The sequence below is a fragment of the Pseudoalteromonas sp. M8 genome (assembly GCF_018141365.1).
GTDB lineage: Bacteria > Pseudomonadota > Gammaproteobacteria > Enterobacterales > Alteromonadaceae > Pseudoalteromonas.
This window is the reverse complement of sequence record NZ_CP047240.1, coordinates 4,188,553-4,212,234: the sequence shown is the minus strand read 5'-3', so window position 1 is coordinate 4,212,234 and position 23,682 is coordinate 4,188,553. Positions and strand designations below refer to the sequence as shown.

General features: G+C 41.8%; 15 protein-coding genes. 11 read left to right on the top strand and 4 right to left on the bottom strand.

The features are described 5' to 3' along the window. The first annotated feature begins 2 nt into the window (after positions 1–2). The 4 genes from GSF13_RS23710 (at position 3) to GSF13_RS23695 (ending at position 9,144) form a co-directional block, all read left to right on the top strand. A complete protein-coding gene (locus tag GSF13_RS23710) occupies positions 3–2,378 on the top strand; it encodes an ABC transporter permease (protein WP_211867308.1) in 2,376 nt (791 codons plus the stop codon). A 243-nt stretch (positions 2,379–2,621) separates the two neighbouring features. Further along, the gene (locus GSF13_RS23705; RefSeq protein WP_010606916.1) at positions 2,622–3,788 is read left to right on the top strand and encodes an efflux RND transporter periplasmic adaptor subunit; all 1,167 of its coding nucleotides are present in this window, start codon (positions 2,622–2,624) and stop codon (positions 3,786–3,788) included. A 15-nt stretch (positions 3,789–3,803) separates the two neighbouring features. Continuing rightward, entirely contained in the window at positions 3,804–6,956 is a 3,153-nt protein-coding gene (locus GSF13_RS23700; RefSeq protein WP_174170218.1) for an efflux RND transporter permease subunit, read from the top strand. 130 nt (positions 6,957–7,086) lie between these two features. Further along, positions 7,087–9,144, top strand: coding sequence for a S9 family peptidase (locus tag GSF13_RS23695; protein WP_174170219.1), 2,058 nt, complete (start codon positions 7,087–7,089; stop codon positions 9,142–9,144). 252 nt (positions 9,145–9,396) lie between these two features. Here the strand turns inward: GSF13_RS23695 and GSF13_RS23690 are convergent, their stop codons facing one another. Then, a complete protein-coding gene (locus tag GSF13_RS23690) occupies positions 9,397–9,870 on the bottom strand; it encodes a Dps family protein (RefSeq protein WP_010376518.1) in 474 nt (157 codons plus the stop codon). 403 nt (positions 9,871–10,273) lie between these two features. On the opposite strand from GSF13_RS23690, the gene GSF13_RS23685 reads away from it, so the two are divergent. Continuing rightward, positions 10,274–10,483 (top strand): hypothetical protein, encoded by a 210-nt coding sequence (locus GSF13_RS23685; protein ID WP_010376516.1) that lies wholly within the window; start codon positions 10,274–10,276, stop codon positions 10,481–10,483. Here the strand turns inward: GSF13_RS23685 and GSF13_RS23680 are convergent. Then, entirely contained in the window at positions 10,480–11,121 is a 642-nt protein-coding gene (locus tag GSF13_RS23680; protein ID WP_174170220.1) for an alpha/beta fold hydrolase, read from the bottom strand. The genes GSF13_RS23685 and GSF13_RS23680 overlap by 4 nt on opposite strands. Positions 11,122–11,225: 104 nt before the next feature. Then, positions 11,226–12,386, bottom strand: a complete 1,161-nt coding sequence (locus tag GSF13_RS23675) for a porin (RefSeq protein WP_211867306.1) — start codon at positions 12,384–12,386, stop codon at positions 11,226–11,228. 84 nt (positions 12,387–12,470) lie between these two features. On the opposite strand from GSF13_RS23675, the gene GSF13_RS23670 reads away from it, so the two are divergent. The 5 genes from GSF13_RS23670 to ylqF all read left to right on the top strand — a co-directional run bounded on the left by GSF13_RS23670 (position 12,471) and on the right by ylqF (position 19,384). Further along, positions 12,471–14,354: a methyl-accepting chemotaxis protein gene (locus GSF13_RS23670; RefSeq protein ID WP_102057745.1), complete on the top strand. Its 1,884-nt coding sequence runs from the start codon at positions 12,471–12,473 to the stop codon at positions 14,352–14,354. Positions 14,355–14,808: 454 nt separating this feature from the next. Then, positions 14,809–15,588, top strand: a complete 780-nt coding sequence (locus GSF13_RS23665) for a Fic family protein (protein ID WP_211867304.1) — start codon at positions 14,809–14,811, stop codon at positions 15,586–15,588. Positions 15,589–15,795: 207 nt separating this feature from the next. Next, complete coding sequence (locus GSF13_RS23660) at positions 15,796–16,314, top strand: hypothetical protein (protein ID WP_211867302.1); 519 nt, start codon at positions 15,796–15,798, stop codon at positions 16,312–16,314. 39 nt (positions 16,315–16,353) lie between these two features. Continuing rightward, a complete protein-coding gene (locus GSF13_RS23655) occupies positions 16,354–17,754 on the top strand; it encodes a hypothetical protein (protein ID WP_174170227.1) in 1,401 nt (466 codons plus the stop codon). A 685-nt stretch (positions 17,755–18,439) separates the two neighbouring features. Continuing rightward, positions 18,440–19,384 (top strand): ribosome biogenesis GTPase YlqF, encoded by a 945-nt coding sequence (gene ylqF, locus GSF13_RS23650; RefSeq protein ID WP_039493363.1) that lies wholly within the window; start codon positions 18,440–18,442, stop codon positions 19,382–19,384. Here ylqF and GSF13_RS23645 read toward each other — a convergent pair. Continuing rightward, positions 19,381–20,790 (bottom strand): sensor domain-containing diguanylate cyclase, encoded by a 1,410-nt coding sequence (locus tag GSF13_RS23645; RefSeq protein ID WP_174170228.1) that lies wholly within the window; start codon positions 20,788–20,790, stop codon positions 19,381–19,383. The genes ylqF and GSF13_RS23645 overlap by 4 nt on opposite strands. 1,651 nt (positions 20,791–22,441) lie before the next feature. Between GSF13_RS23645 and GSF13_RS23640 the strand changes: the two genes are divergently transcribed. Next, positions 22,442–23,671 (top strand): porin, encoded by a 1,230-nt coding sequence (locus GSF13_RS23640; protein WP_174170292.1) that lies wholly within the window; start codon positions 22,442–22,444, stop codon positions 23,669–23,671. Positions 23,672–23,682 lie beyond the last annotated feature (11 nt).

The following is a 23,682-nucleotide window of genomic DNA, read 5'->3' as shown; positions in this document are numbered from 1 at the left end:
GCATGACATTAGGGCATAAGCTATTGAGGCGATTGAGGTATAGGCTTAGGCTAAGTCTGATGTTGGTCATGTTATTGAGCGGCGCTTTCGCCGCTATGATGATGAGTATTGGCTTATCATGGCAAGCTTATCAGTCGCTACCTTATCCGCAAAGTAATAAACTCGTTTGGCTGCAAGGGGATATGTTAGATGAACATGACAAGACGATCATGGAAAATGCTATCTCCACGCCTGTTGCGTGGCAGCTAGCTCAAGATCAGCAATTGTTTGATAAAGCCTCCGCAGTATTGTATAGCCACAGCTTATTACGTGGTTCAGTGGTTGAGCCAAGGATTGAGACAACTTACGTCAGTGATGATTTTTTTTCGCTCTTTAATATTGCTTTAAAAGAAGGGGGGTGGTTTTCCCAAAGTAATGAGCTTGGTACAGCACCTAACGAAGTCGTTGTGACAGAGTGCTTTGTGCAGCAATATTTTCCTGATGAAAATATTATAGAGCAGAGCATTCAGCTAGATGATCGTCGTTATATCGTGGTGGGAGTGGTCGCGTGCGATGAGTCTGAACCGCAGTTATATCAATCTAACCGGATGAGTGAGGTATTTTTGCCATTCACACTTATGATGGGTGACCGTATTACGGGTATGGACCACTTGGCGGTAAGAAGCGACTTATTTCTTGTGGGTCGCATAAAACACGAAAATGCGCAGCTGCAATTAACGCTTTTGCAGGCGCAGTTTCAAACTGCATTTGAGCAAGCTCAATTAGAACAAGGGATATCTGGTCGTGCGACGCTCAGATTTTCGTTGTCACCACTTGCTGATAAATTAAAAGGGCAGCTAAGAACAACGACGCAATGGTTAGCATTTGCAGGCGTTGGGCTGCTTGTCATCACCTTAGTGAATGCATTTTCGCTTTACTTGCTAGACTTTAAAGCCAAACAAAACCAGCTGGCACTGGCGATTGTACTCGGTGCTAAGCGCGGCAATCTACAACTCGAACAGTGGCGTTATATTGCCTTGATTTTTTTGTTTGCGTCATCGCTTGCGATAGGGATAGCGAATGCTGGCGTTTGGCTAATGCAGTTTTGGTCGAAGGAGACCCTAGCCCATGCAGTTTGGCTCAAACTACCTTGGTGGAGCTTTTTATTGGTAGGTGCTTTTGCTCAACTCTGTGCACTGGTGTTTGTAAAACTGGCAATGTCTCAGGTGTCATTTAAGGATATTCGTAGTCAACTAAGTGGCTCAGGGAAGGGGCAGGTCAAACAATTGCCTAAGTCAATGAGTCAAGCCTTACTCGGATTGCAAATCGGTGTGGGCATAGTCACAATGAGCTTTGCGTTTTGGCTATTGAGCTACTTTGGCGGGCAGCTAAATACCTCAAGTGGTTTTAACTCAAATAACCTTTATTTTGTTGAGTTACAGCAAAGTAACTACGACCGCAGCTCAGATGCTATTCAAGCAAGATATAATCAAGCGATGATAAACTTGTCGGCGCTTAGACAGCACCCAAGCGTCGAGAGTGCTGCTCTGGCTGGCGTATTACCCCACGAATTTGTATTTCTGGAGCCGCTAAGCTTAGTTGATGATGGCAGCGACTCAGTCGTCGCTTATTTACAGCTCAGCGGGCCAAATTACTTTATCACCTCAGGCCTAAGGTTTATTGCTGGTGGCGGATTCTCTGAGGATGACCTAGCTATCAATAGTTCAGGGAAAAAAGTGGTGCTCAATCAGCTTTTAGCACAGCGCCTTGGCGTAACAGCAGCAGATATCGGCATGACCATCTACGACAGAAATCAGCGCCCCATTACCCTTGTGGGTATTGTCGAAAATACCTTTAGCCATACGTCTCAAGCACAAGCCTTAGCTTATCTACCTTTTAATTTTATTAGTGGAAATATTCTGGTGCGAGCCAAAGCAGGAGAGAAATTAGACTTGCATACGGTTACCGCCTTGTACAAACAACAAAACCCAAGCCAATCTATTTTAAAGCTCGTCGATATCAAATCGCGGATGCAGCAACTCAATAAAACAGCCATGCTGAGCTTTTTAGCTGGGCTGGTGATCGCACTGATGATGTTAATACAGGTAGTGGCAGGTATGTATGGTTTGCTCGGCTACCTCGCCATATTGAGTACGCCAGTCTTCTATATCAAGCGTTTAGTCGGTGCTAAGGTACGTGATGTTCTTATTGAGCAGTGTTGGAGTCGGGCTTCTCTCGTGTTAGTCGCAGTTGTTATTGCAGTTTTCTTGTCTTTAGTCGTGGCGAGTACGTTTGGTATTTTGAGTCCACTGCTTGGGATCTATCTGTTGTTCGCTATCGTATTGGTAGGCAGTATAGTTCTAGTGCTTGAGCTTCATCATGTCACTAAGCAGATCTAGGGTGAAAAATGTGACAAAAAGCCGAAAAAACTGTTATATAAATCACAAAAATCGTACTTAAAAAGGTCTTTTCAAATCAATGGTTTTGGTACTTAATTGTTTGAAATAACTTTATAATTTTTGCTGTTTTTCGATAGTTATAAAAAGTTGTTCTAAAGGTGTAACAGATTCTTACAAATGTCACATCCGAGAACGCGCTAAACTTGGTACTATACGGTCAGGAAATTATCAATAGGTACTGTCATGCAAGCTAAAACTTTAAAATGGATTCTACCCTTTACCGTGCTTATAGTGGGTGTTGTCGGATTTATGTTCGTCAATGCCGTTGCTAAGAGTGAACCTGAGAAGCAAGAAGTCGATTCTCGTCCTGTTGTTGAAGTTGAAACACTCGCTGCGCAAGATCACCAAGTTGTGATCCAAAGCTATGGCGAAGTAAAACCGCTAGAAAGTACACAACTTTCTATTCAAGTATCGGGCGAAGTTGAATACTGGCACCCTAACTTTGTTGAAGGCGGTGTGGTACAAAAAGGCGAAGTGTTACTGCGTATTGAGCAAGATAACTACGAAGCCGCGTTACTACAAGCAGAAGCAGAACTTGCCAGAGCTCAGGCGCAGCTTATCGAAGAGCAAGCACAAGCTGATGTAGCTGCTGATGAAGCGAGAAGATTTCCAAATAAAAAGCATACCGACCTATTTTTACGTAAACCGCAGGTCATGAGTGCCAAAGCCTCTGTAAAATCGGCAAAAGCTGCACTGCAGCGTGCAAAGCGAGACCTAGAAAACTGCGAAGTTATCGCGCCTTATAACGCACTAGTGGTGAAAAAAGACGTTGGTCTTGGCCAGTTCGTTTCTATGGGTAGTTCAGTTGGTACGGTCAATAATATCGAAACGGCGGAAGTGATTATTCCTATCGCGGGTTTTGATTCTGTGTTCTTACCTGAGCGAGTGTCAGGGCTTGCCGCTACGGTTTATCAGCGTGGTGTGAATGCCTTCACTCGTGAAGCTGAGATTGATAGAGATTTAGGTACTGTTGACCAACAAACGCGTATGAACAACCTGGTGGTACGTATCAATGACCCGTATGGTCTCACAACGCGCCAGCCAGCGATAAAATACGGCACGTATGTACAAGTTAGCTTTGCGGGTAAAACGTTAAAACAAATCTATCGTCTACCACAAGATATCGTGAATAATCAGTCGGTTTGGTTACTTAATCAAGATAACCAGCTTGAGCCACGTAAAGTGCAAGTTATTCGTGAAGAGGGTGAGTTCTTCTTAATCGGCGATGGCATCACAAGTCGCGATAAAGTGGTCATGACACCACCTGAATATCCACAAAAAGGCATGGAAGTTAAAGTTGCTGGCACGGACTCCTCATCAAAGCCTAGTAGTCAGCCGGAAAAGCTGTAACAGCAAGGAGCGACCATGAGTGATATAGAAAAAACATCGCAGCGCGGTATTATCGCTTATTTTGCGAATAATACGGTAGCGGCGAACTTGTTGATGGTCTTCATACTGATAATGGGTTTTATCAGTTATATGACTATCCAAAGACAAATGTTTCCAAACTTTGAAATCAATTATGTGACGGTGTCAGCTGTGTATCCTGGCGCGTCTCCTCAAGAAATTGAAGAGGGGATTTTGATCAAAATTGAAGAAGCATTAAAAGACGTTACAGAAATCAAAAAAGGGGTTTACCGTGCCGCTAGAGGTAGCGGTAGTGCGCAACTTGAAATCTATAAAGATGAAGACTTAACGGAAGTAGAAGATAAAATTCGCTCGCGTGTGAATAGTATCGCGACTTTCCCAGCATCCATGGAGCCTGTGCAGGTTCAGCTTATAGAATTTCGTCAAGACGTGGTGAACGTCGCACTGGCTGGTAATCTACCGTTGAATGCACTCAAGCCAATCGCCAAAGAGATCGAAGATGAATTACTCGAAATTCCAACGATTTCATTGGTTGACCGTTCAACCCCAAACTATGAGATTGGTATTGAAGTTGATCCAGATGCTCTGCGCCGTTACAACCTAACGATTAGTGATGTAAGTAGCGCAATTAGACGTTATTCAACCAACATTTCAGCAGGTCAAATCAGAACTGAATCAGGCATCATTGCAGTGCGTGTTGAAAACCAAATGTACCGCGGTAATGAGTTTAGAAACATCCCTGTTAAGGTCGGTGATAACGGCGCCAAAATTTATCTTCAAGACATCGCAGAAATTAAAGACGGGCTAACTGAAGGTGAATATTACTTCCGTTTGAATGGTGAAAATGCGGTATTTCTGTCGGTTAAAGCGACCAAAGACCAAAATATGATCCCAATCGCGAAAGCGGTACATAAATATATCGAAGAGAAAAATGCTAAGTTACCCGCAGGCTTAAGATTAGAACCAATCGTTGATATGACGTACTACCTGAACGCTCGACTCGAGATGATGAAGAGCAATATGTTACAGGGTGCGTTACTCGTCGCAATCATGCTGACTATTTTCCTACGCTTCAAATTAGCGCTCTGGGTAATGATTGGCTTGCCGGTGTGTTTCCTTGGTGCATTCCTATTTATGCCAGCTCTTGGGATCAGTATTAATATCGTATCGCTATTTGCCTTTATTATGGTACTTGGGATCGTGGTGGATGACGCCATTGTCATAGGGGAGTCCGCCTACTCCGAAATTGAACGCAAAGGCCACAGCGTTAAGAATGTGGTGATTGGTGCTAAGCGTGTTGCAACACCAGCAACCTTCGGCGTATTAACAACCATTGCTGTGTTTGCACCTATGTTGTTCTCATCTGGTCCTGAAAGTGCATTCTTTAAGTCAATCTCGGGCGTTATTATTCTGTGCTTGGTATTCAGTTTGATTGAATCCAAATGGATTTTGCCAGCGCACATTGCTCATACTAAGATTAAACCACTGCGTCCAAACAGTCGTCGTGCTGCATTTAACAAGAAGTTCTTCGCATTTGTAAACGGACCATACAGACGCTTTATTCAGCGCTGTGTTGATTGGCGCTGGACCGTATTATTAACTTTTGTGGCGATGCTGGTATTTAGCTTTAGCTTAGTGACTTCGAATTTAGTGCGCTTTATTCCATTCCCGAAAGTGCCAGAGGATTATCCAAAGATCGAAATTACCATGAACGACAATGTCTCGGACGAGCAAACCATTGCGGCAATGCAGTCTATTGAGTTAATGGTGCGCAATGTCGATAAAGAGATTGCCCAAGAGTTCGGTCAAGGTATGGTTAAGGATGTATATTCTTGGAACCAAAGCCGCGCTAAGGGCTCAGTGTTATCGACGTTAGTTGACGAAGAGCTAAGACCATTTACGGCTTTTGAACTTGCACGCCGTTGGCGCGAGGCAATGCCAGAGATCACCGCAGTGAAATCAATCATCGTGTATGACAGTGTTGGCGATCAAAGTGGTGGTGAGGGCGAATTTGGCTATCGCTTGCTAGGTTCTGACATCGAGACCCTCAACGCGGCGGGTAGGCAGCTTATTTCAATGTTGCAGCAGCAACCTGGACTATTTGATATCAGCTCAAGTATTGACCCTGCGAGTAAAGAAATGCAGATCGCGCTTAAGCCAGTGGCTTATGAGCTTGGCTTGCAACTTGCTGATGTTGCGATTCAGGTTGGCAATAGCTTCTACGGTGGCGAAGCACAGCGTGTTATTCGTGATGGCGAAGAGATCAAAGTGATGGTGCGTTATCCTGAACTAGATCGTAAAGCTTTGGCTTCACTTAAGCGTACTATCATCACAACGCCAAAAGGTAAAGAAGTGATGCTAGGCGATGTCGTAGAGTTTACCGAGAAGCCGGGTATCAATTATATTCGTCGTGAAGATGGCTTTAGAACGGTATATGTATACGGTAGCATCGATGAAGAGCTGATTGAGCCAGATGCCGTGGTTAAGAATATCGAAGAAAATATCTTACCAGAGCTACTAAAACAGTTCCCAGGCGTCAAAACTAAGCTAGGTGGTAGTGTGGAAGAGCGCCAAGCGCAAACCAGTGAGCAGATCTTATTCTTTGCCGCTGGTATGTTGATGGTTTATATCCTATTGGCTGTACCGCTGAAGAGTTACGCACAACCGCTTATCGTGATGTCGGTAATTCCGTTTAGCTTAGTTGGCGCGCTATGGGGTCACTTAGTGTTTGGCTTGGATATGAGTACTATGTCTATGTTTGGACTAGTAGCCGCTGCAGGGGTTGTGATCAACGACTCCTTGGTAATGACGGACTATATCAACCAAGCACGTGCCGAGGGCGTTAAGCTTAAAGAGGCGGTTATTGAAGCGGGTTGTGCGCGCTTTAGGGCAATCACGCTAACCTCTATCACGACGTTTGCCGGTGTCATGCCAATCATCTTTGAAACGAGTCTACAAGCAAGGTTTGTTATTCCGATGGCGGTATCTCTTGGTTTTGCAGTGCTATTCGCAACGCTTATCACGCTGGTGTTAGTGCCGGCCTTATATATCATCTTAACGGATGTGCAGGGTGCGGGTTCACGCTTAAAAGCGAAGATCAGACGCAAGCCTAAATCTGACGATAACCAACTAGAGAAAGCAGAAGCTTAGAAACTCTCGTTTCCACTCAATAATATAAAGGCCGCGCAGTGATGCTCGGCCTTTTTCTTTGCGCGCTGGTATGGCTCTTGAATCATGATACACTGGCGAAAAATAACGAATTTAGGATGACAACTTGGTGATGGAAAAAACTAAACCGCTAGCCAAAAAGCAGCCGAAATCCTTGCTGCACCATAATCATGAGCGTATCGACAACTACTACTGGATGCGTGATGACGAGCGTAAAAATGCTGATGTGTTGGCACACCTCAAAGCAGAGAATGATTACTGTGAAGCGCAAATGGCGCCTCACCAAGCACTGCAAACCCAGCTGTTTGAAGAAATGAAAGGTCGTATCGTAAAAGACGATAGCTCAGTGCCCGCAAAAGATGGCAACTATTGGTATGTGAGTGAAGTGAGTGGTGATGAGGAATATGCTAAGTATTATCGTGCATCACAAGAAGATTTGTCGGATAAAAAACTGCTGTTAGACATTAATCAGTTAGCCGCTGGCAACGAGTTTTATGACATCGGTGATATTACTGTAAGCCCAGACGAGCAACTGCTTGCCTATAGTGAAGATACCGACGGGCGTCGAATTTATACCATCAAGTTTCTTGATTTAAACACCAATACGCTACTACAAGACGTGCTGTATAACACGGAAGGTCAGGTAATTTGGGCGAACGACAATAAAACCGTATTTTATGTCAAAAAAGACGAACAAACGTTGCTCGGCTTCCAAGTGTATCGCCATGTGTTGGGAACGCCACAAAGCGATGATATTTTGGTGTTTGAAGAGCAAGATCGCCAATTTTATATGGGATTGGGTAAAAGTCGTGACGAAAGCGCTATTTATATCTATCTCGCAGCAACGGAAACGAGCGATCAGTTAATACTGGATGCAAACGATCCTTGCGGTGAGTTTAGCACTCTTATTCCAAGAGAAATTGGCCATGAATATGGTCTTGAAAAAATGGGAGAGTTCTTTTACATCCTTAGTAATAAGAACGCTAAAAACTTCCGTTTAATGCGTGCAACAGCGGCAACCGTTGGTGATGTCGAGCAATGGGAAGAGTTGGTTGCCCATCGCGACCATGTACTATTAGAAGGCTTGGAGCTGTTCCATAGTCACTTTGTGCTGACTGAGCGTGAACAAGGGCAGATCCGTTTTGTTGTCCATGATTATCAAGGGCAGAGCTATCACCTTGGATTTGATGATGCTTGTTATTTTGCTACGGTAGGAAATAACCCTGAGCCAAGTTCAAGTAATATTCGTATCCACTACTCGAGTATGACAACTCCTAGCTCAGTGTACGATTGTGATTTAACCACTGGTAAGAAGACGCTGAAAAAGCAACAGCAAGTGTTAGGTGATTTTAAACCTGAATATTATCACTCTGAACGTTTGCATATAACCGCAAGAGATGGTGTTAAAGTCCCTGTGTCTTTGGTGTATCGAAAAGATAAGTTTAATCAAGACGGTAGCAATCCACTATTGCAGTATGGCTATGGTTCTTATGGTATTACTATCGACCCTAACTTCTCTAGTCAAATTCTAAGCCTGTTAGATAGAGGGTTTGTATACGCGATTGCGCATATTCGAGGTTCTGAGATGCTTGGTCGTGAATGGTATGAGCAAGGCAAAAAAGCGCATAAGCAAAATACCTTTAACGACTTTATTGATGTTACCAAGGCTTTGGTTGAGCAGGGCTACGGCCATAAAGACAAAGTGTTTGCATCAGGCGGGAGTGCAGGCGGCCTGTTAATGGGTGCAATTGCAAACCAAGCTCCAGAGCTGTATTTAGGGTTAGGCTGCCATGTGCCTTTCTTGGATGTGTTAACTACCATGTTGGATGAGTCAATCCCATTGACAACCAATGAGTATGATGAATGGGGTAATCCGAATAATGAAGCGGACTACCAGAATATTTTAGCGTATTCGCCGTATGACAATATTGAAGCCAAAGCCTATCCAAATATTCTAGTCACCACAGGTCTGCACGACTCGCAAGTGCAGTATTGGGAGCCAATGAAGTGGGTTGCTAAGCTTAGAGAATATAAAACGGATGATAACGTGCTGATCTTTAAAACCGACTTGGAAGCAGGTCACGGTGGTGCCTCAGGCCGATTTAAAAGCTTACATGAAAGAGCACTAGAAATGGCATTCTTTATCAGCTTATTGAATGGTAGGTCGTAGCTCTAACTCGACAACAGCGAGATAAAAGATCGCGAGGTAAACTCGCTCCTACCAGAGGAAAACCTAGGTAGGAGCTGGCTCTGCTTGTAGGTCGTAGCTTTAGCTCGACTTGTACACCCTAGCTCTAACTCGACAACAGCGAGATAAAAGATCGCGAGGTGAATTCGCTCCTACCAGAGGAGAATCAAGGTAGGAGCTGGCTCGCTTGTAGGTCGTAGCTTTTAGCTCGACTTGTACACCCTAGCCTTAATCTTAGTTTAAATATGCTTTAAGCATCCACACCAGCTTCTCTTGCTCTTTGATGTAGTCGCTCATTAGCGCAGCTGTCCCTTCATCTTCGGCTTCGCCCGCCTGCGCTAGAATCTCACGCTGCATAGAAATAAGCGTTGTGTAGCCATCAAGCAGGGTTTCTAGTGCTTGCGTACCATTGCTGATCCCTTTTGCTTCTTGAATTTTGCTGGTTTCCAAATAATCAGAAAACGCATGCAATGGGTTGCCTTCAATTGTCAAAATACGCTCTGCGATTTCATCGACTTTCTCAAGTAATAGCGTATAAATTTCTTCAAATTTTAGGTGTAGTTCAAAAAACTCACGACCTTTGATATTCCAGTGAAAACCACGGGCATTCATATATTGAATTTGGTAGCTGCTTAGTAGCGTATTAAGTGACGTTACTAGCGCTTGGCTCTTTGCTTTGTCTAAACCGATAGAATTAATGTTTGTCATGCGATGCTCCTTGTTGATTCACAGTCAGTATGGCGCAACCTTAGGTGATTGCCCAATGAATAAAATCAAAGTGTTTAATCGGAAAAATCAATTAATAAAATAAAAACATATTAAATATTAATACAATATAACGTTGGGATGAGCGTGGTAAAAAACAAGATGAAACCCCAAAAAGCGCTCAACAATAACAAGGTGACATGAATACTTGGCGGGAATAAAGCTTGCCAACTTTTCCCAAAACCTTACCAGAGCGCGTAGTTTTTGATCTAAGACAAGTGTTTAATCTCGTTCGTATTTTGGCGGTTTTAAACTTGATTTAGGTCAAAATATCGCCGCATCATAAGCGCATAATCATTTCGTCAAGACACAAAAAACGCGGTGTCTACTACTGGAGGAAATGAGTATGAAAGGCAAAACAAAATCAGAACATAAAATGGAACTCGTCGTCGTTGTTATCGCTTTAGTGGCTTTTGTTGTTGGGCTCGTAGGTCACTTAGCTGGCGCAAGCATCGCAAACTCAGATACCTTTGGCTATATTGCAGCGCCAGTACCGTTATTAGTTGGCTTGATCGCAGTGATTGCTTACAAAGTAGCTGCAAGCGCAGAGCACTAAGGCCTCCCTAACAGCTCGCAGATATAGTCCATTACCGCACGGGAATATATTAAGCTGGTATGGCTGAGATGAAATACTTTGTGCTCGGCCATGCCACTGAGCTTGGTTTCTTCTAACAGCACAGTGCCATCCGACTGGCTACCTTTTTGTAGCAGTGGCATTAGTCCAATGGGTAAGTCACCGGCAATACTGTAAAGCTTGGCGTCGAAAGGCCAATCTTGATTGTTAGATAATAAAAACTCCACACTGTTTTTTAACAGTAGCTCCAGTCCTTTGTCGTGCATATGCTTGGCAATGGCACTGCCTTTATGTGGTGTCCCCAAGGTCACCACTTTTTTTACTTGCTTGCTCGCGGCAGAACCTCGTTCTAAATATGCTCTTGCAACTAAGCCCCCCATGGAGTGGCAAACGAGGGCGGCGGGACAGTCGCCAACAAAAGTATCAATAGCGGCGCAGATCTCATCAATATCTGGTGTTAATGTGTTATAGCTTAAATTGAGAATACGGTAGCCCGATTTACCTAAGCGAGCGCTAAGCGGCCGCATCACAAAACCAGACATGTACAAGCCGTGTAGCACCACAATGCTCTCGATTTTGGCGCTCGCGGTAATATTGAGTGAAATAGGAGCGTGGTTCATACCGCCTCTTTAAACTTGAATACTTCTAAGCCTTGCGCGAGTGTACCACCCCCACTTGAATACTTGATGTATAAATCAATCCAAATTAGAAATTATTATTCTAACTAATCAAATTGCCACTCTTGCTTGTAATCGTACCTAAAGCCAATGGAGATGGAGTCCATATCGATTTGGTTGTCGAAGGACTTGTTCAAATACTCCAAGTGCACTCTGAGGGGCGGTGTTGGTAGCCACTCAAGTGTAACATTGTAGCCATCGAAGCTTTGATTAAGCGGATCATGACTGCCGTAACCGTCATCAAAATCAAAATATCCGGTTTTGAGTTTATAGTGTTTTGCGAGTTGATAGGCCAACGAAAGATCAAAGGTGTGGCCTTGTCGAGAATCAAGAGCTTCCACGCGTTGATAGTCTTTGTCCTGATATGCCATAGCAGCGTAAAAGCGGGAGGTAAATTGGTAAGCCAGCGCACCAGACCAAAGTTGGTTTTCGCCAATATGTTGCTCGTTATCGTACACATCGTTTTGTTGATAAGTAATCGCTGCGTGTAAACCTGCGTTATCGTAACTTAACCCAGTGTTGAATAAATCCGTTTGATTATCGCCCTTATCACCATTAAATTGGCCTGCGGCGATAAACGTCATTGGCCCCAATTCGTAGCGGTAAGTGACTAAATTATCAACGAAAAAAATACTCTCTGGATCGTAAGCAAATGGGCTGCTGGCGTGATTAAAAATATCAACGTATTCGGCAATAAACAGATACTGTGCAGGCCTTTGTTTGCCAATGCCAAATCGACCATACGGTGTACCTAGCGCAGTATAAGCACGGCGTGACTTGCCAAAATTTCCTTCATTGGCGAGATCGATGCCCCATTCACCATGAAGTTCGGCCTGCCAGCCCGGCATAAATTCATGAGTTACTTTAATCCCTGCGTGGGATAAGGCGTCACGAACATCCCAGTTACTTGCGTCATCTTGATTGATTACGCCAAATGTCGGGCGTATTGTGGCATAGGTTTTGAGCGTGGTTGAGGGCTCGCTAGGTGGTTTTACCGGGTCACTTTGTGGTGTTGATTTTGCCATTGGAGCTGCGGCCTTTAGTTCGCTATTTTGCGTCATAAACCGAGCTTTAAGCTCAGCTAATTGCCGCTCAAGATTTTCAATGTCGGCCATGGTGACAGGTCGATCGGTTGCCAAAGTTGCTGAAGAAGTCAGTAAACAGGCTAGGCCAATCAGTGCGGTTGAATTGCTCAAAGTAAAATTCATGGTTTTTACATCGCTCAGTTGCCAATAATCGAATTATAGACAACACTTTTGATATTCGAGCACTTTTTATTCAGGCTGTTGAATATGAAGATCCGCACTAAGTTCTCTGTGACTTCTGCCATAGTGATCTTATTGATCATCACGACGACGACGCTTTCTACTTACTGGTTTGTTAGCGATTCGGTGAAAACCAAAACCCATGCCTATGTAACAGATAGCACGCAATTGCTGGCTGTGAGCATAGAGAATTGGCTGGCTGGTAAAGCAACGCAAATTAATGTGATAAAAAGTCAGTTAGAGCAAAACTTTAGCGATGATAACTTTCAACAAGCACTGAATACACCAGTGTTTAAAAAGGAGTTTCTGCTGGCTTTTGGTACTTTGGCTAATGAGGAAGGGCTCAGGTCGAACAACCCCGCTCGCAAAAATCCTCCGGGCGTCGATTTTAGAGAGCGAGCTTGGTATCAGCTTGGTAAAAACCAAAATAAAACCGTTTATACCAGTCCATATACGGACGCGGCGACAGGTGAATTATTGCTGTCGGTGGTATCTCCCATTGTAGTGAACGGTAATTTTAAAGGGGTAATTGGGGGAGATTTAAGCCTAAAAACCATCGCTAATAGTGTCAATCAGGTTAACTTTGATAACACGGGCTATGCCTTTTTGGTCGACAAGTCTGGTAATGTAATTTCTCATCAACATGCCGAATTTAACGGCAAAAAATTGCAACAGGTATATCCAGCTTTACGCTTAGATAGCGTAGATAAGTTGCAAGAAGTGGATACCAAAGAAGGCAAAAGGTTGTTTTACTTACATTCGCTTGATAACACCTTTGGTACGGACTGGTATTTGGCGGTATTAATCGATAAATCAAAAGCCTACAAAACACTGACTGAAATTACAATAAACTCCCTGATCATTGCTATTTTAGCCGTGGCTATTGGAGTATTCTGCGTACGGACGTTAGCAATTCACTTACTCCAACCATTACGGGATTTGGAATCTGCAATCACCGGCATGGCAAGTGGGGGCGGTGACTTAACTCAGCGCTTAAAAATTGTTAACGAAGACGAGTGCGGCACGGTAGCGCGACAATTTAATTTGTTCTTGGGCTTTTTGCATGGGTTAGTAAGTAATGTAAAAGAACGTGCAGACGACGTGGTGATAAGCAGTGATGCCGCCAAAGAGCTGTCGACGCATTCTTCACAGAAACTTGATCAACAAGTTAGCCTAATTGAAAACCTCGCTACCGCGATGAATGAAATGAGTACTACCTCGACCGAAATCGCAGGTAACGCGCAGCAAGCCGCAAGCTCTATCACCTCTGTAAATGAAAAGACCTCCGAAGGGCAAGAAATATTCTTTAAAGCGCGAAGCCAAATTAATGCTTTGGCTGACGATATTACTGCATCGTACGAGTTGAGTACGCAACTTGCAGAATACAGCCAAAATATTGAGAATATTCTTTCGGTCATCAATGGCATTGCTGAACAAACCAATCTACTGGCACTTAATGCTGCAATTGAAGCCGCACGTGCCGGAGAGCAAGGTCGTGGTTTTGCGGTTGTGGCCGATGAAGTGCGTTCTCTAGCATCAAAAACACAGGAATCCACCACCGAAATTAAATCCATGATCGACCAGATCCAAGCTTCGTCCATTCAAGTTCAGCAATCTATGGGAAGTAGCAGAGATAAAACCCAGCAATGTGTGTCACAAACCGAGCAAGCGACACATATGCTAGAAGAAATCTCAGAGGCAGTAAAAGAGCTTATGGATCGCAATATTCAAATCGCAACAGCCATAGAAGAGCAAAGTGTGGTGATTGAAGAAATCAATAAAAATACAATACATATCAACGATATTAGTGTCGAAGTCGGCAGCTTTTCTGACAAACAATACAGCGCCAGCGAAGAACTCGCTAAAAACGCCCATGAACAAGAAGCGCTGCTGTCTAAGTTTACGTTGTGAGTTCTTGAGTTTGAACAATCCACTCAACTTTTGAGTGGATTATTACTTAATTGTGGCGTTGGTATTCCTACTATAAGTCTTTTCCTATCAATCCATCAGTATTCTGTTCTAATTACATTATAAAGTTAATTAAATGTTAGTTGTTTGGGGGGAGCAAAGCTAGATCCAAGTGTTACTTGAGTAATAACTCAAAAAATAAATTATAATTGACATATGTTAAAAGCATGATGATGTACCTTTATTGGGTCCTTTAGCAGTAAAGTAATTACAAAATGGTGGTATTTAATGCAACTAGGTCTACGCAAGATCGATCATAATTATAAGAACTTTATTTACAGATATGTATCTTCGAGTTTCTGTGTTAGACAATTAAAAAATATACTACCAATGGAGTTGGTTTTACATGATTATTATAGTTATTCATTAAAAAATAAAAATTGAAAATATATTGAGATTGAGAGGGAAGTTCTATAAAACTATTGATTTTGGTTTGAGGGAAAGGGAGCTTGAGGAAAGTGATATTTATTTAATTAATAAAAGCCTCAGTTTAGAGCTTCCAGGCTATAGGACTCATAAGTCATGGGTTGGTAGGAGTGAAAATGATAAAATTTATATACCACCTGCACCCAGTAAAATTAAAAGTTTAATTAACGATACGATAAAAAAATTTAACAAGGAAAGAGTTGGAAATAATTTAACTTGCAACCTTTTTTTATATTTTAGAGTTGTAGCTATACACCCATTTATTGACGCGAATGGAAGGACCGCTCGCTCTTTATTTCTAAGCTTAGTCGAAGAAAAGTATAGCTTATATTGTCCTAGACTTCATCTTTCAAAGAAAACTGAAGAAATGTACAACGAACTATATTTTAAATCTCTTTCATCCTATGAGAGTTTTGCTAACTCTCCAGAGTTAAGAACACTATTAGAAATGGGAAAGGAGTTGACCAATTACTTTAACAATGAAAAGGAATCCTTGGTTTTTAATGTGGTGCGAGATTATAGGGTGACGGATGAAGAAAGGTTTTATAACTTATTTAATGTTCTGGTTGATAAAGGGGTTTTTATAGAAAGTGTAGAGGGAGTAAAAGATGATTTTTATATTAACCTTAAGAAAAAAGGTGTTGTTGAAGTCTTGCCAATATTTGGAAGAGTCGGTAACGTTATAATTTCAAAGCATATTTTCAATTACCACAATAAGTTACATGAAAAGTTAATAAAAGGAATGAAATGAATATAAAAAAGAGTTTGATCTTTAGTCTGATGGGGGGCTGTTTTATTAAATGTTGATATCGATGCTTACGAACTATCAAATAGTAACTCGCTATCAGTCGGCTTTAAAAGTGCGTATGCTATTGAGAGGATACAAGTAAATGGCGTTGCTATTCCGAAGAGCCGATTTCGGCATTCTGTTAGTAATTTAAGTCGTACATTTGAAACTTTGGGTGATCGTTATGGGTACGATAACTCTAGCTCTGAGCAAAGAGAAAAAGAAGCAAGAGCATTTGATGCTGAGGTTATATGGCTCTGTGGTAATTATGCAGATCAAAAACCAGACTCTTGTGATCCATTGTTAAAACCAACAATATCAGTCGACGGTTGTAGCTCAGAAATAGGTTCTATTGATATACTTAATAGCTGGGATGGAGTTTTTAGAGATAGCTGCAACGGCCATGATAAGTGTTACTCTACTCTTGATTCAGGACAAAAGAATTGTGACGATCAATTTCACGCAGATATGGCTGCGACATGTAAAGTAAAATGGGAAAAGTCTGCGAAGGGAAAAAAAGGTATAGAGTTTAATTATAGATGTAATAAAACAGCGACGCTTTTTGCTAGAGGAGTAAAGGGTTTTGGGAAGTCCTATTATAACTCGGTCCAAGAAGAATCTGCATGTTATGAATGGCACGATAATTTACAAATTTTCAAACCTATAATTCACAAATATTTTAAAAGCTAACTCACGGCCCTATTTTTGGGGCTATCTAGGAACGAGAAAATGAATCACTTATCAAAAAATATTTTTTTAATAGGTTTATTTTTTTCACCATTCTCCTTTTCTTCTAATTGTAATTACTTTTATTTTGATGGGTTTGGTGGAAATGTTGAGAGGCCCTATGTTTATTACGAAAGGGATTGGTTCAACGATATTGATATTGAGTCAGATGAAGTTGAGATCACAAAATCTTTAGTTGTTGATGCTGTGGTAAAGGTAATATCAGGGGAAGCTAGTCACCACAATATTGTAACTGGGTGGGACTTTAATACTCTAGAATTAGCCTTGATTTATGATGTTGGTGATGATTATGTAGAAAGTTTGGCTGCTTTAGGTTATCGAGTTTCAAAATCATCTCTTACTATCTTGCTGGAGAATAAAGGTGATGAAGCATTTATAGATTTATTGAAAAAACACTATGATGGTAATAAGCATGAGTTGTTAATATACATCTCAGGGAGAAGTTTTTCTTTGACCAATTACTTGTTGTCGAAGAAGAGGTTTGAATTAATAAAAAAGTTGCAAGATGAATTAAATGTTGATGCCAGTTCAAATTCCTTGCGAGGGGATATGATTAACTTGGATGGCTATAGTATAAGTGAAAGGTTGGTGATTTCTGATTTTATAGATTTGCGCGTTTATGGCGAGGTTTTTAATAGAAAGGAATTGCAACGAAAAGATAGATTGAAAAAGATAAAGTTAGCTTTTGATAATTATAAACATTATAACTTTTATAATAGGTGTAGGTATCAAGATGTAGACTTTACAAAGGCAAAGTTTATAGGTGCAGTAGGGTTTGGTGAGCTTAAAGAAAAAATAAAAGGTCTTGACTTAGATGGTTCGTTAAAGTTATTTCAAGGTCAGCCTATTTATCAAGATTATGTAAGTTATCTTTTTTCAATAGATAATATAGATGATAAGCCGTCAGTATTCTTAGATGATTTTAAGAGAGTCCCTTCTGAAGAGTTGTATGGTTATGTTAATGATCAAGAGCATGCATACTATTCAAGGAATGGGATAAGTGTTAATGAGTTCTATTTTCTACATAGAAATGGGTCTTGGAAAGAGCAAAAACAATTGTTTAACATAACTAGAGTTGCTGGTTATTTGTCAGAAAATAAATGGCTTATCTCTCGCTTGTCAAAAAATAAATTAGATTCCCTAAGTGGTTTATATCTTTATGGTAAGAATTTTAGTTTCTATTATTTACAAGGTGAGACTGATGTAGAGGAATTTAAAAAGGCTGTAACCGTTTTCGGTGCTCCAAAGTCTGAGTTTGGTATCAATATTTTGGAGTGGTACTCGGTAAAGTCGATGCAGAATAAAAAGTATGAAAAAATTAAGAACTACGTTAAAAATAATTATAGTTATGTTGTTAGGATTCAAAAAGAAATAAATTTATGAATGATAAATTTAATCATGACAATATATTAACTTTTCTATTTCTTTTCGTTAGCTTGCCACTTTTAGAATTTGTCAATTTAGCCTATAATGGTACGTACTTTTCATTGTCATCTTTTTTGTACTTATTAATGGTGGACCTAGTCGCAAAGTCAACTCCACTTGCTTTTTCCAAATTGATGTTGAGTTTTAAAGGTATAAGGTTGATTCGTGAAATAGTAAGAAACTACTTGTACGGCAGTATTATGCTGATTTTTAGTATGTATGTTTGGATTATATACTTTTCGGAATCAAACTTGGCAGTTCTTATCTTGGTAACACCTTATGTCATTTTAATTACAGTCCCTGCACTGATTATGAGCTGTATACTCACCCGATGTATTAGAAAAAATCAGAGGGCTGAAGGGCAGCCCTAATGGGGAACATACGTTAGCAAAATGATTGGGTGAATATGGATGAGGCGGCTTTGAATCGTCGTACTAACAAAGCCATTAACCCAATCCTGTCAATTTATAGTAGAATAACCAACTTAGTGATGAGGTACTGCTGCTGTATTAAAAGCGTTTAGTACCCTATGTTGTATCCTTTACTTATCTCTTGCTTCGTACGAATGGCGCTATGGTAGGTGTGAGCTTGGCAAGGTGTTCAACATATGAGCTTTTAAAGTTAATTAATACAGGTGGTTATAATGGCAATACAGTGGTTCCCAGGGCATATGAATAAAGCGCGCAATGAGATCAAAGAGATCATGCCGCAGATGGATGTCATTATTGAAGTGCTGGATGCTCGTATTCCATACAGTAGCGAAAACCCGATGGTAGGGCAGTTACGTGGTGACAAGCCTGTTATCAAAATCATGAACAAAGCGGACCTTGCCGATCCTGAACTGACCAAGCAGTGGATGGAGTATTTTGAACGTGAGAGCGGTGTAAAAGCGCTGGCGTTTGGTCATGATAAGGCGAATGAAGTACAGCGTATTAATGCGCTTTGCAAAAAGCTTGCACCTCATAAAGTGGGTCAAGATAAGCAGCTAAAAGCCATGATCATGGGTATTCCAAATGTGGGTAAATCGACACTTATCAATACACTTGCTGGCAGAATTGTTGCAAAAACAGGTAATGAACCAGCGGTAACTAAAGCGCAACAGCGTATTAAGCTTGAAGACGGCATTATGCTTTACGATACGCCGGGTATGTTGTGGCCAAAGGTTGAGAACGAAAACTCGGGCTATCGTTTGGCGGCAACGGGTGCTATTCGCGATACGGCTATCAATTATGAAGAAGTGGCGAGTTACACCGCTGAATATCTGCTAGGTGCATATCCAGAGCTTTTAAAAGCACGTTACAAGCTCGACGAATTACCGGACTGTGATTGGACATTTATCGAGATGGCTGGCCGCAAGCGTGGTTGTGTAAAGGGCGGCAATCAGGTCGATACGCATAAGATGTCGGAGATTTTAATCAACGAACTGCGCGATGCTGTTATCGGACAGATCACGATGGAAACGCCGGAAATGCGAGAGTCGGAAGAAGAAATGGTTGCTGAGTTACGAGCACAAGCTGAGGCTAAAAAGGCCGCGCGTGAAGACGAAAAACGTCAGCGCCGCGCAAGAGCGCGTAAGAATCGCCGCTAAGCGGCGAATTTGGTTTGATTCCGGCCTTGTTTGGCACGATAGAGCGCGGCATCGGCGCGCTTTATAAAACCATCTTCTGATTCATCAATATGGTATTGTGCAACGCCAATACTGACTGTCACTTTGACCTCACATTCCGCCTGCTCTAGAGCAACATGGATCTTCTCAGCAATCGCAATTCCTTGTTCTAACGTCGCTTTGGGTAGCAATACCATAAATTCTTCACCTCCCCAGCGGCACAACAAACCGTTGTTTTCTATCTGGCGTTTACATACGTTCGAGAAGCATTGCAGCACTCTGTCGCCTACCACATGGCCATGTTGATCGTTCACTTGTTTAAAGTGGTCAATGTCCATCATCAACATTACTACAGGGGTTGATTGGGTACGCGCTTTCGCTAAATGATGCTGAAGCTGTGGCTCGAAGGCTTGACGATTAAAGGTATCGGTGAGTTTGTCGTACTTCGCCATTTTTTCTAAGCGTTTTTGATAATGGTTAAACGTCAACTGCGCTACGGCCAATATTAATAAGGTGACTAGGCTCCCTACCCATAAATTGGTTGTGAGTATGTCGCTTATTCCACTGGATTTATCTATTGTTTGCTCAACAATTAAATACCAGCCTATAGAGTCCAAATAGCGCGAATGGACAAACTCGGCATGGTCGTCGGTTTCCAACCGAAATTGATATTCGGATTGATTGAGCAGCGCCGTTGCTTGGGTTGGAAAACGATCATGAATACTGGTGCCTGATAGGGTCTGATCGTTAAAAAATAATAGCCTGCCTTTGTGGTCAATAAAGTACAGTTTGCGTGCGTAGCTGGCTTCGTATTGTTCGATTAAATTATGTAAATCAGCCAATAAGATGCCAACCCCAACAACGCCAATTACATCGTTGTTTTGCCTTATTTTATGATTGACGTAAACAATGGCTTCGTTGTTATCTCTTGGGTCTATATCAACATTGAGCGCATAGTCAGCATCGCTGTGCAAGCTTTCTCGGTACCAATCGTTTTGTTTGGCGCGAATGTCTAATTGCTGGGTGTTACCATCAAAGTGGTAATAAATGAGGCTCTTGTCATCCACTAAAAAGCTTGTTTTTGCGTGATGTAAAGCTCGAGTATCTTCTAAGTAGGTGAAAATAAGCGCAGGGTCTTGCTGTGAAGACGTTAGCCAGCGTTTAATAAAGACGTTATTTGCCATTTGCTGAGAAACAATAATTGGAGCTTGAAGCCGTTTTTGTATATCTAAATCAATCAGATGGCTGGTGAGTGGCAGAGCATCATCGCTCACCCCTTTATACAACGATTGTTTAGCATGCTCGATACTTATCCAGCTGGTGAAAATAAACCCTACCAGCAGCAGCAGACTTAACAACATGTTATAACGGTAGCGTCGAGCGTTCATATTATTGTTATTTTTGGAAAAATAGAATGATACGGATTCTAGTAAAAGAAAACGATTACACGACATTACAGCTGAACAAACGCTGATAGAAAATGTAGGCATAAAAAAAGCCCTGAGCAGGGCCTTTTGATTCATATCTACCGTCACCGATATGAGCAATGTAGCAAGTAAAAAGTGGTTGCCAGTGATACACATCAAGGGGCGTTGTAGCACATCACCGACAACACGATTCAGGGTCGAATCAGCAAGAGCATGTTCTCTTGTTGATATTGATTATCAATTAGATTAGCCGTTAGGTCAATACCTTTTTGAAAATAATTCTCATTAATATTTGTACGGCTGTTTTTCGGTAAGTGCTGAAAATAGATATAATACCAGTTGTATTAAGTAAATGATCTATCTTGAAGCAGGGAAATAGCTTTAGTAGCAAGGCAAAAATTTTGCTATTTAGTTGTTCTAAATGAGAAATTTTTAACGAAGCTAATATGCTATTTCACCCTTCAAATTGATTAGAGAATTAATTCAATTGGTATAAATTTTAGGCATAAAAAAAGCCCTGAGCAGGGCTTTTTACGTTCATATCTACCGTCACCGATATGAGCAATGTAGCAAGTAAATTGTGAGAATAAACTTAGTCAGGTTTAGGGGCGACTGAGTTAAGTTCATTCAAGCCATTAACGTTGGCCAGCCGTGTTTCAGGGTCGAGAAACAAACTAGAGTACTAATGCCAATCTCAAGGTAGTGAGTACATCAGGTAGACAGGGCTTTACAACTATCAACCTTACTAACTGAGTTGGCGAAACAACACGTTGCCGTCTTGTTGATAGTGATTATCAGTTAGATTTAACAATGAGTCAATACTTTTTTGAAAATAATTCTCATTAATATTAGTGTGGCTGTTTTTCTAGGAAATACCGAAGTGAAAATAAATTTTGGGCATAAAAAAAGCCCTGAGCAGGGCTTTTTGATTTCATATCTACCGTCACCGATATGAGCAATGTAGCAAGTAAAAAGTGGAGTTAGCGTCTAAATACGAGGAGCAATGCAAGTGCCTGCTAACGTCCTTGGTAGTTGTGGATACCAGCCTTGTTTCGGGTCAAGAAACTATTGTGATAACAAGTTGAGCCGTCACTCTCGCCTTGTTGATAGTGATTATCAATTAGATTTGAAGGGCTGTCAACGTTCTTTTTGAAAATAATTCTTATTTAGATCTAAGTGATTGGAATTACACCAAATTTAAATTTATTGAGTGTATTGTTTTATTAATGTGATGGTTTTTGGTGTGTTGTGTGTCTTATTTCTGCTTATTCTAGGGGCAAAGTATTATTCTATATTGAGCTTTGTAGGCTCACCGTTTCCAGAGCTTCAGAGAAAAGCTAGGTTAATTCATCATCCACATCTTAGATATTTTGATTAACGCAGTAGTCATACTTTCGCTTCACTCGTTATTTATTTCCACACTACTTTGGGTTTTGTGCATATTGCTCATGATTTTTATGCACAAAACGCGTTTTACTCAACTTAATCAACTTATTTCCGCAATCTATGGTTAATTGAGGGTTAACAATAAGCTCGTACTTGATAGCAGGTTGTAGTCGCTAGTCACAATACGTTTAAGACAAATGAGTACAGAGCAATGAGAACAACAATAATGAAGCCAGTTGCAGCAATGTCATTAATTGCAGTAACTGCTTGCCCCGTTTTGGCACAACAAGATGAAGCACTAGCCAGCAAGGTTGCAAAGCTAGAAGCGCAATTAAAGGAATTACAGTCCAATAAATCACTGAACCTTGAGTTTGGTGGGCGTGTACAACTCGATTTTAACCATTTTAGTGGTGCATACAGCGCCGATAATGAGGGTAATGCCGCCAGCGACTTTTTTCCGCGCCGGATCCGCACCTATGTAGAGAGTGAGCAAGGCGACTGGGAACACAAGTTACTACTCGATTTTGCTGAAGGCGATGCCGAGATAGTCACTGTAAGAGTGCGTTATACCGGCTGGAACAACGGCCCGCGCTTTCAGTTTGGTAAATTAAGAGAAGATATCACCCTGAATGCGCTCACCAGCAGCAAACACATCAATACCATAGAGCGCAGCTCTATCGCTGATACGTTTTCTCCTTACTTTCGATGGGGCGCATCAGCTTATCAATATTTTAAAGATTCCGGTTTTCGCTATGCGTTAGGGGTATATAAAAACGACGCCTTTGGTGCATCTGGGCGTGACCAAGATGACCGTCTGGCACTTGCCTATTCGGGGCGTTTGACTTGGTCGCAACACACTCCCGGTAAAACCCTGCATTTAGGTGGTTGGGGTTCGTACCGTGATATGGGCGGTGCTACGCTGGGTAATCGCCTTGCTCGCGGTGAAGTACGCGAAGCCAAAGTGCGCCTCGTGGATTATGCTGCAGGCGGTGATGTCGTTGCCCTTGATAGCATGTCACAAGCCGGGTTAGAACTCGCTTATCAACATAATGCCTTTATGCTTGAGGCCGAATATGCCACACGCAACTTAGATACCCTCGACCCTACTTCTGCATTAGATGGGGGAGATATTTCGGGTTATCACTTGTCTTTGAGCTATTTCCTGACCGGTGAACACAAACAATATTCCGCAAGCTCTGCGGTATTTAAGCAGCCTAAAGGGGTAAAAAATGCGTGGGAGTTGGTTGCACGTATTTCCAGCATGGATGCTGAAAACGCCAACCAAGGCACGCAAGTCGACGCCTACACACTGGGCGGTACCTATTACCATTCCAGCAGCTTAAAGTTCATGGCTAACCTTGTCTATGCGGATGTTTCAGGCGCTGGAAGTACCGCGTTGGTTGGTGACGAAGATTCAGGATTTGGCTTTGCTGCACGCTTGCAGTATCTATTTTAACGGGAGCAGGT

Excerpts from the sequence above, each read along its gene's own strand:
- GSF13_RS23670 (WP_102057745.1), top strand. The coding sequence starts at position 12,471 with ATGAAGATCCGCACTAAGTTCTCTGTGACTTCTGCCATAGTGATCTTA.
- GSF13_RS23680 (WP_174170220.1), bottom strand. The coding sequence starts at position 11,121 with ATGAACCACGCTCCTATTTCACTCAATATTACCGCGAGCGCCAAAATC.
- GSF13_RS23710 (WP_211867308.1), top strand. The coding sequence starts at position 3 with ATGACATTAGGGCATAAGCTATTGAGGCGATTGAGGTATAGGCTTAGG.
- GSF13_RS23685 (WP_010376516.1), top strand. The coding sequence starts at position 10,274 with ATGAAAGGCAAAACAAAATCAGAACATAAAATGGAACTCGTCGTCGTT.
- ylqF (WP_039493363.1), top strand. The coding sequence starts at position 18,440 with ATGGCAATACAGTGGTTCCCAGGGCATATGAATAAAGCGCGCAATGAG.
- GSF13_RS23655 (WP_174170227.1), top strand. The coding sequence starts at position 16,354 with ATGAATCACTTATCAAAAAATATTTTTTTAATAGGTTTATTTTTTTCA.
- GSF13_RS23640 (WP_174170292.1), top strand. The coding sequence starts at position 22,442 with ATGAAGCCAGTTGCAGCAATGTCATTAATTGCAGTAACTGCTTGCCCC.
- GSF13_RS23690 (WP_010376518.1), bottom strand. The coding sequence starts at position 9,870 with ATGACAAACATTAATTCTATCGGTTTAGACAAAGCAAAGAGCCAAGCG.
- GSF13_RS23695 (WP_174170219.1), top strand. The coding sequence starts at position 7,087 with ATGGAAAAAACTAAACCGCTAGCCAAAAAGCAGCCGAAATCCTTGCTG.
- GSF13_RS23700 (WP_174170218.1), top strand. The coding sequence starts at position 3,804 with ATGAGTGATATAGAAAAAACATCGCAGCGCGGTATTATCGCTTATTTT.
- GSF13_RS23645 (WP_174170228.1), bottom strand. The coding sequence starts at position 20,790 with ATGAACGCTCGACGCTACCGTTATAACATGTTGTTAAGTCTGCTGCTG.
- GSF13_RS23705 (WP_010606916.1), top strand. The coding sequence starts at position 2,622 with ATGCAAGCTAAAACTTTAAAATGGATTCTACCCTTTACCGTGCTTATA.
- GSF13_RS23675 (WP_211867306.1), bottom strand. The coding sequence starts at position 12,386 with ATGAATTTTACTTTGAGCAATTCAACCGCACTGATTGGCCTAGCCTGT.